12 protein-coding genes are annotated in these 12,757 nt (G+C 39.9%); 4 read left to right on the top strand and 8 right to left on the bottom strand.

Annotated features, from left to right (window positions below):
* Positions 1 to 117: 117 nt before the first annotated feature.
* Positions 118 to 1,017 (bottom strand): N-acetylmuramoyl-L-alanine amidase, encoded by a 900-nt coding sequence (locus MHB66_RS05970; RefSeq protein ID WP_046310673.1) that lies wholly within the window; start codon positions 1,015 to 1,017, stop codon positions 118 to 120.
* Positions 1,018 to 1,327: 310 nt separating this feature from the next.
* On the opposite strand from MHB66_RS05970, the gene MHB66_RS05965 reads away from it, so the two are divergent.
* Positions 1,328 to 1,876, top strand: a complete 549-nt coding sequence (locus MHB66_RS05965; RefSeq protein WP_046310670.1) for an ImmA/IrrE family metallo-endopeptidase — start codon at positions 1,328 to 1,330, stop codon at positions 1,874 to 1,876.
* Between the two features lie 26 nt (positions 1,877 to 1,902).
* Here the strand turns inward: MHB66_RS05965 and MHB66_RS05960 are convergent, their stop codons facing one another.
* Positions 1,903 to 2,526, bottom strand: coding sequence for a poly-gamma-glutamate hydrolase family protein (locus MHB66_RS05960; protein WP_025093452.1), 624 nt, complete (start codon positions 2,524 to 2,526; stop codon positions 1,903 to 1,905).
* Between the two features lie 242 nt (positions 2,527 to 2,768).
* On the opposite strand from MHB66_RS05960, the gene MHB66_RS05955 reads away from it, so the two are divergent.
* Both MHB66_RS05955 and MHB66_RS05950 read left to right on the top strand, forming a co-directional pair.
* A complete protein-coding gene (locus MHB66_RS05955; RefSeq protein WP_024426772.1) occupies positions 2,769 to 3,140 on the top strand; it encodes a DUF5412 domain-containing protein in 372 nt (123 codons plus the stop codon).
* A 625-nt stretch (positions 3,141 to 3,765) separates the two neighbouring features.
* The gene (locus MHB66_RS05950; protein WP_052712385.1) at positions 3,766 to 5,238 is read left to right on the top strand and encodes an FAD-dependent monooxygenase; all 1,473 of its coding nucleotides are present in this window, start codon (positions 3,766 to 3,768) and stop codon (positions 5,236 to 5,238) included.
* A gap of 34 nt (positions 5,239 to 5,272) precedes the next feature.
* Here the strand turns inward: MHB66_RS05950 and hag (MHB66_RS05945) are convergent, their stop codons facing one another.
* From hag (MHB66_RS05945) to MHB66_RS05920, 6 genes are all read right to left on the bottom strand, one after another.
* Positions 5,273 to 6,094, bottom strand: coding sequence for a flagellin Hag (gene hag / locus MHB66_RS05945; protein WP_046310665.1), 822 nt, complete (start codon positions 6,092 to 6,094; stop codon positions 5,273 to 5,275).
* Between the two features lie 286 nt (positions 6,095 to 6,380).
* A complete protein-coding gene (gene hag, locus MHB66_RS05940; RefSeq protein ID WP_041116353.1) occupies positions 6,381 to 7,292 on the bottom strand; it encodes a flagellin Hag in 912 nt (303 codons plus the stop codon).
* Between the two features lie 264 nt (positions 7,293 to 7,556).
* Positions 7,557 to 8,462, bottom strand: a complete 906-nt coding sequence (gene hag / locus MHB66_RS05935; RefSeq protein ID WP_046310661.1) for a flagellin Hag — start codon at positions 8,460 to 8,462, stop codon at positions 7,557 to 7,559.
* Between the two features lie 230 nt (positions 8,463 to 8,692).
* Complete coding sequence (locus MHB66_RS05930) at positions 8,693 to 10,174, bottom strand: kelch repeat-containing protein (protein ID WP_046310659.1); 1,482 nt, start codon at positions 10,172 to 10,174, stop codon at positions 8,693 to 8,695.
* Positions 10,175 to 10,292: 118 nt separating this feature from the next.
* The gene (alr, locus tag MHB66_RS05925; protein WP_046310657.1) at positions 10,293 to 11,474 is read right to left on the bottom strand and encodes an alanine racemase; all 1,182 of its coding nucleotides are present in this window, start codon (positions 11,472 to 11,474) and stop codon (positions 10,293 to 10,295) included.
* A gap of 172 nt (positions 11,475 to 11,646) precedes the next feature.
* The gene (locus tag MHB66_RS05920) at positions 11,647 to 12,258 is read right to left on the bottom strand and encodes a GlsB/YeaQ/YmgE family stress response membrane protein (protein ID WP_046310654.1); all 612 of its coding nucleotides are present in this window, start codon (positions 12,256 to 12,258) and stop codon (positions 11,647 to 11,649) included.
* A gap of 140 nt (positions 12,259 to 12,398) precedes the next feature.
* Between MHB66_RS05920 and MHB66_RS05915 the strand changes: the two genes are divergently transcribed.
* Positions 12,399 to 12,746 (top strand): hypothetical protein, encoded by a 348-nt coding sequence (locus MHB66_RS05915; RefSeq protein WP_108909024.1) that lies wholly within the window; start codon positions 12,399 to 12,401, stop codon positions 12,744 to 12,746.
* The last annotated feature ends 11 nt before the right edge of the window (positions 12,747 to 12,757 follow it).

Raw genomic sequence — 12,757 nt, 5'->3', positions numbered from 1 at the left:
AAAAAGAAAATCAAACAACTGAGATATGTTCAGTTTGCCGAATTTCGGCCGTCCCCATATACTAAGCGTTTAATTGAAGAGAGTGAAACAGCCATCCAATCATACAAACAGAAACACTCACTGATTTAACAGTTTAAGCAGCTTCTCCTTTGTTTTAGGACCGTATACCCCATCACTTGTCAGACCGTTCACCAGCTGAAAGCGCGCTACGGCATTCGCCGTTTTTTCTCCGTAAACACCATCGATGCCTTTATCTGCAGCCGATTTATCAGGATAAAAATAAACAGCAGCAAGCGCTTTTTGGACGTGGCGTACGTGCTCTCCCTTCGTTAGAGGCGAAGTCACCTTTAAAATCCCATCTGGCAGCTCATACATCATTTTTCCATCGTTTCGATAAATTTTGAGAACCTGTCCAATTTGAATCTTGTTCGGGTCGCTAATGTTATTCCACTTTTGAAGATCTTGAACTGTGACGTCATGAGCTTTGGCAATACTCGTTAACGTATCCCCGCTTTTGACGACATACGTAATGACCGTCTCAGGGTCTCCTGCCGTTTCAATTCCTTTTTTAAATTCATCCCACGTAGCGAGAAGCAGACGCGGACATGTTTTTCCAGACCAGTGCTGATGTGTGACCACATTCGCTAGTGGAATATTATGCTCTTTCAGCAGCTTTTGGATGAGCCATTGCGCATGTTTAACCGCTTGCTGGAAATTCCCATCTTCATTTTCACAAATTTCAATGCCGATCGACTTTCTGTTCCCATTTCCATGTCCGTCCCCTGCATGCCAGCCATTTTCATTTAACGGCAGATGCTGAAAGATTTCATGATCATCCACTGTAAAGTGCCAGCTTTCCGCTGTCGTTGGGCGTTTCACATATGCCGCATGACTTTTCGCATCCGCTCCTTTTGACGTGTTTGCTGTGTTATGCACCGTCACATACATCGGTGTCATGGCGTATCCTGGGCGGTTCCCGTTTCCAACTGGAATAAAATCTTGATAAATTTCTACCATGTTCTGCACTCCCTTTTGCTAAATTGAATTGATCTTTCTCATCAATTGGTGGCGTTCGTAAGACAACTTAGGTTTGTTTTAGTGATAAGACTATGGTAAAATTTGAATTCAAACCACTCTTTTTAGTAATGGAAAACGCAAAAATGAAGAAAAAAACAGGAATTAATTCCATTTTCCCTTGATTTTATGTTAAAATTGTTAAAAATAAGCCGATATTAAAAGTAAGTAATAGCTTCATTAGCTATTTAGTCCTATATGGACTTTTCTTTTACGCCAAAAACAGAACATACGTTTGCTTGGAGGTTTTTAAATGACTGGTTTTTTAACCCATTTAGAAGAAGAGATTAAGCGGTTATATGCCAAATTACAAATAAGCGGTCCTGCTTATAGAGACATGCAAAGGATCGCTTCTGAATTTCATGTATGGGTCCACTATGAGGATACTGGCAGCATGATGATCAAACATCAAGGTCTTTACAGTATTATATTAAACAGATCTCTATCGTCAGAGGAACAATGGCAGGATTTTGCCCACGAGCTTTGTCATGTGCTGAAGCATGCAGGCAATCATTTCAAGATGCACAAACTCTTTCGAGAACTGCAAGAGTTTCAGGCTAAACAATTCATGTATCACTTTTGTGTGCCGACCTTTATGCTGATGCAAATGAAGCTTCCAAACCTTCGGCAGCAAGCCATTTTGCACATTGCGCAAACATTTCACGTCACCTGGGCTTTCGCTGAAAAGCGGCTCGCCTTGTTCGAACAGCGGAAAGCAGGCATTCGCTTCCAACAAGAGTTTACATCTTATTTAATGAAAGCCGAGAAGGTCGCGGAAAAAGAAGCTGTTTATCATACGTAAGCCTCTTCTGCATAGGGCGACAGGGTTTATCCATAAAGGTTTAATACTTGCTTGAGTACATTTGTGTACCGATAAAATTGCTCATTTTGCGTTTCACGGCGATAGCGCCGTCTGAAGTCTTGAAAGAATGCTCTTCTTTGCGCCTGACTGATTTCAAGTTGTACACTTTTTCCGGTCAGACATTGATTATTAATATTGTGAGGGTGTGTTCCTGAATAGCGATCAGATTCAGATAGCAGCACTGCAGGAAATCCATTAAGCGTTAAACGTTTCACTGTTTCTGCCGCTTTTTCTCTGTCTGTCCCGCCCACTAATGTTTGAAGCACCTCCGTTTCCCCGTAGCCATGGAGCGCAAACGTGTAATGATGGGTATGCACTAGAGAAAGGCAGACCGGCTCATTGAAACGTGTGCTTGTAATATGAAGCACATGATTGCCTTTCACTTTAAGGCCTTCAAATAAATACATAGAAATATCACTTGCGATTTCATGAATGAGCTCACTCACGCCAGATTCAATTCCCCCAGCATGAGGGGACAAAACCAAAAGCTGGTCACCTTTCCGCTCGTGAAGAATTTGATAGTCGATTCCCTCTCTTTCATGAGCGGAAAGCTCTTCATAACTTTGATATGTATCAATGATTTGCGTCATTCCATCTTCCCCATTTCTCTATATGAGCATAAGTCTACTGATCTTAAATTCTTTTGTAAAGGGATTTTGCATGACCTATCGACTTAATACATCCTTAAATTTTCCTTATCTTTTCGGCTATCTGTTGAATTTTGAGAAAAAATGACCGATAATTGAAATGAATAGAACTTTTGGACTATATGAATCTTTTTGCATTCTCTCTCATAAATTAGAAATATTGTGATCTACATCTGGAGGAATTCATGTTAAAAAAGAAAACCACCATCACCTTTGTCATCTTAATCCTTAGCTTCGCTGGCATCATTTACTGGAAATGCTTTTCTCTTCAAGGCGTATCTCACGGAACCTTTATCCGCTCGATGACATCACCTGACGGAACATATATCATCAACACCTATCGACATAGCGGAGGGAAACTAAAGGAGAACGCAGTTAGAGCAGAAATTGAAAACAAACTCACCCACCGAAAGAAAACGATTTACTGGAAATACCCTGATAAAGACCCTCTCATCAAATGGAAAAATGGACAGCTTGTTCAAATTGGGCATGAATTTTTAAATGTGGTAAAGGGAGAAACATACGATTATCGCTTTGACCGGAACAAAAGAAAATAGCGTATCAAAAAAACGAATCCCTTTTGGATTCGTTTCAAATTGTTGACAAAGGGCTAAAATGATTTTTATTTTAGCCCTTTGTCTTCTTTTCAGCGTGATAGAAAACCTTTGCAGTCTAGGAAGGACGAGCACTGGCGCGGAGCGAATTGAACATTCGTGAGCACCAGCGCGCAGGACTGACAAAGAAAGCGAGGGTTTGTCTACACGCTGAAACGAATCCAATTGGATTCGTTTTTTACGTTGACATTACATGCTGCATGAATTCTTTCATTTCTTTACTTACGCTCGTCAGCCGTTCCACAATTTCACTAAACTCTGTCACAAGTCAATGACACCCATCGTCACTTCGTTTTTTAAAATCTGCATCATATAAGGTGCTGCTGTCACAATACTCTGTAGTATATCCAATTTCTCTACCCCCTTATATAGTTTATCGGTCGTTCTTCTTAAATTAACAGTTACTTTTTAAAATAATGATAATGATTAGAAGAAATTCTTCATATTTACGAGTAAAAAGAAGTACTTTTCCTTTCTATATTCAAACGTAAATTTGCTATAATTAATGAATCGGCATATGATGAAATGGTCATGTAACCATTTTTTATATTCATTGGAGGCGCATGTTGTGACACAACCCATGAAATATGAGCGGGCAATCGTCATTGGCGGAGGTATCACCGGGATGCTCGCTGCAAAAGTTTTATCAACGTTTTATCATCAAGTATTGATGATTGAAAAGGATGAACTGCCGGACTCTCCTGAGAATCGTCTTGGCACTCCTCAAGCCTTTCATCCACATAGAATGCTGCCACTTGGCAAGCAAATCGTTGAACGTCTATTCCCTGGTTATACAAAAGAGTTACTGGCAATGGACGGATTTAATACCATGCATCAAACCTCTCGATTTATCACAAAAGATGGCGAGTTAACGCTCACTGATACAGAAGAAACCGCCGTCACAAGACGTGCAATGCTAGAGTGGGTGCTGATGCAAAGAATAGTAAAAGAGGAACGTGTGCAGTTTTTAGAAAAACATGAAGCCATCTCTCTTCATTTTAAAGAGGGAACAAATCAGGTCATGGGGCTCATCGTGAAGAACCGGCAAGTAAAACCTGGAAGCATTCATGAAATGAAAGCAGACTTAGTGATCGATACGTCTGGAAGAATGTCCAAATTGCCAAAATGGCTGAAAGACGCTGGATGGACCTTACCAAAGACTGATGAGTTACATGTGTTTCTAGGCTACAGCACAAGATATTATCACATACCATCAGGGGCCCCACCCCTGCAATCAATGGTCGTAGTTGGCCAGCCAGACAAGCAAATTCCAACAGGACTGTTTGAACGGGTAGATCATGATTTAGTGGCTGTTCTTCTTTCTGCAGCTGGCGGTTCACATTATCCAACAACGGATGCTGATCAATTTGATTCAGAAACCGCTGCACTGACCCACCCCGCGATAGCAGAAGCCATCACCCATTTAACGCCCTTTACAAAACCAAAAGGATTTAGAGTTCCTTCCTGCGTGAGACATCACTATGAACACATGCAGGATTGGCCAAGTGGATTATTGGTGATGGGCGATGCCTTGTGTACGTTAGATCCCATTCATGGACAGGGCATGACAAAGGCAGCCCTCGAAGCACAAACACTTGACCGTATGCTCAAACTAGCACAAAAAAATGAGCGGCTGTCTTTTGAAAAGGACACATTACAACAAATGCAGCAAGCGAGTGAACTTGGCTGGTGGCTTTGTGCGATTGCTGATATGGCGTGGGACGGTGTCGAGTTAAAAGGAGAAGCAACCATCCCCCACTTGACGTTCGTACAGGAATTTTTAAATCGCTACGTACAATTCGCCATTGTGACAAAACAGCCTGAATGTCTTGAGGCATATCACCGGATGCATTCTTTTTTATTAGAACCAAGAGAAATCATCAACTTAGAACAGCTGCACAACATGATTCAAGCTGACACCTCTGGAGAAACCGCTGAATGGTGGAAGCAATGGGATCAAAAGAACGATGAAGGCAACCTAGCTTTTTTCCATGAAGCGGTTCCTGACTTTCGTCTAGAGCACTTTCTGTCATTTGAATGAAATAAAAAAAGCCCCTCTCAAAGGGGCTTTTTCATTAACGTAATAATTGAAGTACGTTTTGTGGCTGCTGGTTTGCTTGCGCTAACATTGCTTGAGATGCTTGAGAAAGAATGTTGTTCTTTGTGAACTCACTCATTTCTTTTGCCATGTCAACGTCACGAATACGAGACTCAGCTGCTGTTAAGTTTTCAGCAGAAGCACCAAGGTTGTTGATTGTGTGCTCTAGACGGTTTTGGACTGCACCAAGAGCTGAACGCTGTTTAGAAACAGCGCCGATTGCTGCGTCGATTTTTGCTACTTCGGTGTCAAAGTTAAAGCCTTCTTCATTAACTACAATATCTTTTACAGTTAAAGTTTCTGCATCCATTTTGCCAATCTGTACTTTGATATTTTGCTCAATGTTTGCGCCAATTTGAAATTGGAATCCTTCTTCAACGCTACCATCCAACAGATTCTTTCCGTTAAATGCTGTACGCTGAGAAATACCATCAATTTCATCAACCAAAGCAGTAAGTTCTTCTTGAATAGCTGTTAAATCTTCTGTTTGTTGAGTCCCAACGTTACCTGCTTGAACTGTTAATTCACGCATACGTTGAAGAATCGCATGTGTTTCAGTTAATGCACCTTCAGCTGTTTGAATAAGCGAAATGCCATCTTGTGCGTTTTTAGACGCCATTTCTAATCCGCGGATTTGTCCACGCATTTTTTCAGAGATCGCAAGACCTGCTGCGTCATCTCCTGCACGGTTGATACGAAGTCCAGAAGAAAGCTTCTCCATGTTCTTTTGCCCTGCACCATTGTTGGCAGACAAACGGTTCAGTGTGTTAAGTGCTGCGATATTGTGGTTAATTCTCATGTTAAATGACCTCCATGTGTTTGAACCAATTGGACGTCCTTATCCAAAAGTTCTAAATTAGAATTTTTTTGTAAGCCTTACAATCCATTTATCGAACATTTATGGAATATGTTTAACAAAAAAGGAATAAATAAGGATAAAGTCTCATTCACTATGGTCGTTTCGCTAGAGTATTCCAAATTTAAAGGTCATTTTTCATGATTTATAACAGGGGTTTAAGAATCATAAGACTGGAGAAAACGCGAAGAAAAAAACATAAAAAAAAGCCCCATAAAGGGGCCTGTCATTAACGTAGTAATTGAAGTACGTTTTGTGGCTGTTGGTTCGCTTGTGCAAGCATTGCTTGAGACGCTTGAGAAAGAATGTTGTTCTTCGTGAACTCACTCATTTCTTTCGCCATGTCAACGTCACGGATACGAGACTCAGCAGCTGTTAAGTTTTCAGAAGAAGCACCAAGGTTGTTGATTGTGTGCTCTAGACGGTTTTGAACTGCACCAAGTTTAGCACGCTGAGATGAAACTTGGTTGATAGCTGAATCAACAATTTTTAGTTGTGTGTCAAAACCAACATCTGTAGCATCTGCTGCATTAGTTGCAAAGGCTGTTACATCTAAATCTTTAATGGATTGGTTTGCAACGATACCACCAGTTCCATTATCGACACCTAAAGCATCTGCACCCATATCTTGGATGTTCACTTTGATTTGTTGAGTTGCATTAGCTCCGATTTGGAAAACTAAAGATGGGTCAGTATTTACTGGTGGGGTAGAAGCTTTAAAATCACCATTTAAAAGTTTTTTACCATTGAATTCTGTACGATCAGAAATACCATCAATCTCTTCAATTAAAGCATCCATTTCGTCTTTAATTGCAGTTAAATCCTCACCTTGCTGTGTACCAGTATTTCCAGCTTGTACGACTAGTTCACGTACACGTTGAAGGATTGAATGAGTTTCAGTTAAAGCACCTTCAGCTGTTTGGATAAGAGAGATACCGTCTTGTGCGTTTTTAGAAGCCATTTCTAATCCGCGGATTTGCCCACGCATTTTTTCAGAGATTGCAAGACCTGCTGCGTCATCTCCTGCACGGTTGATTTTAAGACCAGAAGAAAGTTTCTCCATGTTCTTTTGGCTCGCACCGTTGTTTGCAGATAAACGGTTTAATGTGTTAAGTGCTGCGATATTGTGGTTAATTCTCATTTCCTATTACCTCCATGTATATGGGACCTGACAGACGTCCTTGTCTGAAAAAAGTCCTTTATTCTAGGGCTTAACAACCCTAACAATTAAAATATCGGTTTATTTTAAAGGATGTTTAGCTTGATTCAAGATTAATTTATGAATTTATCTGTCTAAATTCACAATTACGCTTAATACCCCACTCCTAAATTTTATTAAAAAATTAAATATCATCCATATTTTTTAATTAATAAATACAAAAAAGCCCCATAAAGGGGCCCGTTATTAACGTAGTAATTGAAGTACGTTTTGTGGCTGTTGGTTCGCTTGTGCAAGCATTGCTTGAGAAGCTTGAGAAAGAATGTTGTTCTTCGTGAACTCACTCATTTCTTTCGCCATGTCAACGTCACGGATACGAGACTCAGCAGCTGTTAAGTTTTCACCAGAAGCACCAAGGTTGTTGATTGTGTGCTCTAGACGGTTTTGAACTGCTCCAAGCTTAGCACGTTGAGCAGATACTTGGTTGATTGCAGAATCAACAATATTTAATTGCTCATCAAAACCGCCTGCAGCAGCAGCAGCTACATCTGCAAATTTAGTCACATCAATGTCTTTAACACTTTGACCAGCAACAATTACTCCAGCATTTTTTGCACCAATTGCATCCGCACCCATATCTTCGATATTAACATCAATTTGTTGAGTTGCATTAGCACCAATTTGGAAAGTCAAACTTTTTGTAGTTGCAGGATCACCAGTATCTTTAAACGTACCATCTAACAATTTTTTACCGTTAAACTCTGTACGGTTTGAGATACCGTCTACTTCTTCTTGTAGAGCTTTAATCTCATCTTGGATAGATTGAAGGTCAGTACCTTTATCTTGTGTACCAGTGTTTCCAGCTTGTACAACTAGTTCACGAACACGTTGAAGGATTGAATGAGTTTCAGTCAATGCACCTTCAGCTGTTTGGATAAGAGAGATACCGTCTTGTGCGTTTTTAGACGCCATTTCTAATCCGCGGATTTGCCCACGCATTTTTTCAGAGATTGCTAGACCTGCAGCGTCATCTCCTGCACGGTTGATTTTAAGACCAGAAGAAAGTTTCTCCATGTTCTTTTGGCTCGCACCGTTGTTTGCAGACAAACGGTTTAATGTGTTAAGTGCTGCGATATTGTGGTTAATTCTCATTTCCTATTACCTCCATGTATGTGGGACCTGACAGACGTCCTTGTCTGAAAAAAGTCCTTTATTCTAGGGCTTATCAACCCTGACAATTCTATTATCGGATGTGGTTATAGGATGTTTAGCAGATTTTTTAAAAGATATCACATTTTTTCATGACGTTAATCCTAATTTTAACAAATTTATCAAAATAAAAGCTGCTGATCTCTTATCAGCAGCTTTATCATTTATGAATTTCAGTATTGCTTGATATCAAACATTAAGATATTTTGGTATACGACATAATCCTTCTTACTTGTGAAAGGACCTTTATTGTGTTCATCATTGATTTCATAGAAGTTCATACCAATACCAAAGCTTCTTTCTTTGTACCAGTTAAGAAAATCGTTGATTTCTTTCATTGAAAGCAGATAATCCTTTTGCAGCCCGTTTATCATCGTAATTGAAAGTATGCCTTTTGCTGCTTCTTCACCAGGTTTTGTTCCGTCTTGATCCTTTGGTTCTTCAGTTGAACCATCACCAGGTTTTGTTCCGTCCTGATCTTTCGGTTCTTCGGTTGTGCCATCATCTGGCTTTGTTCCGTCTTGATCTTTCGGTTCTTCGGTTGTGCCATCATCTGGCTTTGTTCCGTCCTGATCTTTTGGTTCTTCGCTTGTTCCATCACCTGGTTTTGTTTCATCCTGATCCTTTGACACTTTTTGCAGATCTTTTAATTGAATAGAAATAACAGATTTAAAATTGTTTTTGACAGAATGACTACCAATTGATTCAGCATAATCTCTTCCACCAATAACATATAATTGATCATCAGCAATAACTGCTACAGATCCAACTCTACCTTCAGGAATTTCATATAAAGAATCTTGAACTTGACTAGTTTGTGGATCAAATATCTGAACTTGTTTTAATAATTTACTCGATCTATCTCCAATTTGCTGACCGCCAATCATAAATAATTTATGATTGGCGGTCGCATATGCAGCTTCATATGCAAAAGAATTTAATTGAATATCCTTTAAGCGTTGCCACTTACCAAACGTCATATCATATTCTAAAATGTCTTTATCTTTCGCTCGGCTAACATTAGCCTCACCACCAGCAATATATAACTTTCCATTTATCTCTGAAATGCTTCTACCCTGACGAGGAGCTAATTGAGAATTATCTAAGCTTTCCCACTCTCCACTTACCGTATCATAGGAATAAAAATTTACTTGAGAGCTTGATAAAGATGCTACTATATAAATTTTTTCTCCAACTGTAACTGCTCTTAAGGAACCAGTTATATAAGATGTATATATAAATTTCTCAGGCATCTTAATTGGTTCTTCTGTCCATTGATCTAGTTCCGTATCATAAACATCGATGGTTTTGTGAACTGTTTTAGTTGTATCAGTAAGACCGCCAATAACATAGATTTTTTTACCTACTGTCGCGTAAGCAGCGCCCGTTCTTTCTCTAGGCATACTTGCTTTTTCTGTCCACAAATCAGTTTTAGGATCATACATATATGTTGCATCGTTGAATTTTGATTGCTGACTTGCTCCACCAAATACATATATTTTTCCATCAACTACTCCTACACTTGCTCCGATACGCTCTTCCGGTAAGTCCGCCCGCTTCGTCCACCCATTTGTCTCAGCTGCATGAGCTTTTAACGGATGAATTGTGACCATCATAAAAATAGTCAAAAGCACTAAAAATAAACCTTTTTTCATCGTTTCTTTCCTCCATATCTTAAATATCCCTCCTTTTATCGACATATTTGTAATAAAATTTAATTTTTATCATTGTACACCAGAACAAATATCCTCAAATCGCACCTGTTATTTACCCTCACACATACATCACCGGCGTTGATATTTTAATAATCTTTCCGCCGCGACGATAAAATCTTGGGACGCGCCGGCTTAAGGTGGCGATGACTTCGTAGTTGATCGTATTGAGCATTTCGGCGATTTCATCGACAGAAATTTCTCCGCCCTTTTGACGACCATATATGACGACTTCTTCGCCTTGCTTTGCTTTCATTTCTCCTAAACTGATCATCGTCATATCCATGGTGACGCGGCCAGCAATCGGCATTCGTTTTCCACGGAAAAGCATAAATCCTCGATTGGATAATGCTCGTGAGTACCCATCTGCATAACCGATTGGTATGGTTGCTATAACTTCATCAGGTTTTGCTACATAGGTTGCCCCATAGCTGACGGTCCTTGGCTTTGTCACCATTTCCTTCACGAATGCAATCCTTGCTTTTAAACTGAGAGCGGGCTCTAGCTTAACAGCATCTAAACTCTCAATGTATTGCGAAGGATACAGTCCATAAAGTCCGATGCCTAGCCGTATCATATCTGCGCTAAATTCAGGAAATGCGATGGCAGCCGCTGTATTGTTCATATGTACAGTGGGCAAAGTAATGCCTTCTTTTTTTAAGAAACGAAGAAAATCAATAAATATGCTGTGCTGCATTAGTGTGAAATCAGGGTCAGGCTCATCCGCAGTGGAGAAATGCGTAAATATTCCATCCCACCTCAGGTTTTCACTCTTTTCAAGCGCCTCCACCACCTCTAACAGCTCTTCCTTTGTCCGTACACCTAATCGTCCCATCCCTGTGTCAACATTGACATGAATCCCAAGGCGATGCTGACTTTCTTCTTCCGCTAAGATCTCATTTGCTTGAACAATCCAGTCTTCTCGAAGGCCGGAGAGATCAATTCTCCAGGCTGCAGCCCTTTTCACACAGTCGAGCGGGGTAAATCCAAGGACCAGAATCGGTGCTTCAATTTTTGCTCTCCGCAATACAATACCTTCTTCCAAGCTGGCAACCGCAAGCTCTGTCGCACCGCTTTCTAGCGCCTGCCGCGCTACTTCAACTGAGCCGTGTCCATAAGCATTTGCCTTTACGACAGCCATGATCTTGCTTTTCCTTGGAATATGCGCTTGAATGGCTTCGATATTTCTTTTAATCGCGTCAAGATTGACCTCGATCCAGACTTCCCTGCAAAGCTTTTGCATGTATGTTTCCTCCAGTCATTTCGATATCAATGTTCGTTTTCGTGTCTAGTCTATCTTTATTCATTTTTGAGAAAAACATTCAACCGCAATGATTGAACCAGCTTTTGTCTTGATGGACATAAAAAAAGAAACCACTTCAAATTGTGATTTCTTCTTTATGAACAGCCATTTATTAATTCGCAGATTTCATCATTGAATCAATTTCATGATAAATCTCCTCTAGATTTTCTCGTTCAGTCAAATATTCGGCAGTGCTCTTACGAACAGGCACATCAAATGTCAGAAAGGTGAGCGTAATCGTTGATGATTCCTGATCATTCATAGTTAATCTCAATTCAAGTGTCGAGATCTCTTCATTATTATCACTCTCAACAGATTGTTCAATCGACACACCATCTTCTAACATGTCAACTTGCTTCAACTCTTTCAAGGAAAGCTCAGTGACTTCAAACCTGAATTTTCGAGATGAGCGGCCAGGTTGATGTGTAATAAAGCGTATTACCTTTCGCTCATCATCAATCGCAAAGCCTTTATCAACATTTTGTGAAAAGATGTATGTGGAAGCCTGAAACCCGTCTTCTTGAAAAAGCATCATCATTTTATCTAATAATATATTTGGATCATTCTTTTCTTTTTGCCTTTGCAGCCTACCCGCTATCCATAAAATGACCATTGCACCGATGATGCTAAAAACCGTTCCCAGCCCATTACCTACATCTACGAAAATAGTAAAGCCTAAAATAGCAACAATAAAAGCGATTACAATGCCTATGATGAATATCACTCCATGCTCCTCCTGTCATGACCCTCATTGTTATTTTGGTTTAATCAAGTATAGCATCTGGATTTTGATCGAAAAAAAATCTACTATAGACTAAACAGATACTATATTCATTTCGCTTTTAAATAGAAAGGATTTTTATGATGAACCTCTACACGACAGACGAAATCATTGATGCTCTTTATAAAGCCTGGTCCTCTCAATCTAGTTCAAAATGGAGTGAAGACAACCCGGCCAATGGACAATGCGGTGTCACTTCTTTAGTCGTCCATGATCTTTTAGGCGGAAAAATAAACAAGACCGCATTACCTAGCGGATGGCACTTTTACAACGTAGTGAATGGAAAAAGAATCGACTTTACTTCTTCACAATTCTCTGAGGAAATCGTTTATATGGATGTCCCTTCAAATCGAGAAGAAGCATTTCAAGATACGAATGAGGATCAATACCGATATTTAAAGGAACGAGTCCTAAAATATTTAAACATTTAATACTCATAAAA

It is taken from the genome of Bacillus sp. FSL L8-0167 (genome assembly GCF_038630295.1).
GTDB lineage: Bacteria > Bacillota > Bacilli > Bacillales > Bacillaceae > Bacillus > Bacillus safensis.
Note: the sequence above shows the minus strand (reverse complement) of the source record. Positions and strands in the feature narration are given on the sequence as shown.

Excerpts from the sequence above, each read along its gene's own strand:
- MHB66_RS05970 (WP_046310673.1), bottom strand. The coding sequence starts at position 1,017 with ATGGTAGAAATTTATCAAGATTTTATTCCAGTTGGAAACGGGAACCGC.
- MHB66_RS05965 (WP_046310670.1), top strand. The coding sequence starts at position 1,328 with ATGACTGGTTTTTTAACCCATTTAGAAGAAGAGATTAAGCGGTTATAT.
- MHB66_RS05960 (WP_025093452.1), bottom strand. The coding sequence starts at position 2,526 with ATGACGCAAATCATTGATACATATCAAAGTTATGAAGAGCTTTCCGCT.
- MHB66_RS05955 (WP_024426772.1), top strand. The coding sequence starts at position 2,769 with ATGTTAAAAAAGAAAACCACCATCACCTTTGTCATCTTAATCCTTAGC.
- hag (WP_046310665.1), bottom strand. The coding sequence starts at position 6,094 with ATGAGAATTAACCACAATATCGCAGCACTTAACACACTGAACCGTTTG.
- hag (WP_041116353.1), bottom strand. The coding sequence starts at position 7,292 with ATGAGAATTAACCACAATATCGCAGCACTTAACACATTAAACCGTTTA.
- hag (WP_046310661.1), bottom strand. The coding sequence starts at position 8,462 with ATGAGAATTAACCACAATATCGCAGCACTTAACACATTAAACCGTTTG.
- MHB66_RS05930 (WP_046310659.1), bottom strand. The coding sequence starts at position 10,174 with ATGAAAAAAGGTTTATTTTTAGTGCTTTTGACTATTTTTATGATGGTC.
- alr (WP_046310657.1), bottom strand. The coding sequence starts at position 11,474 with ATGCAAAAGCTTTGCAGGGAAGTCTGGATCGAGGTCAATCTTGACGCG.
- MHB66_RS05915 (WP_108909024.1), top strand. The coding sequence starts at position 12,399 with ATGAACCTCTACACGACAGACGAAATCATTGATGCTCTTTATAAAGCC.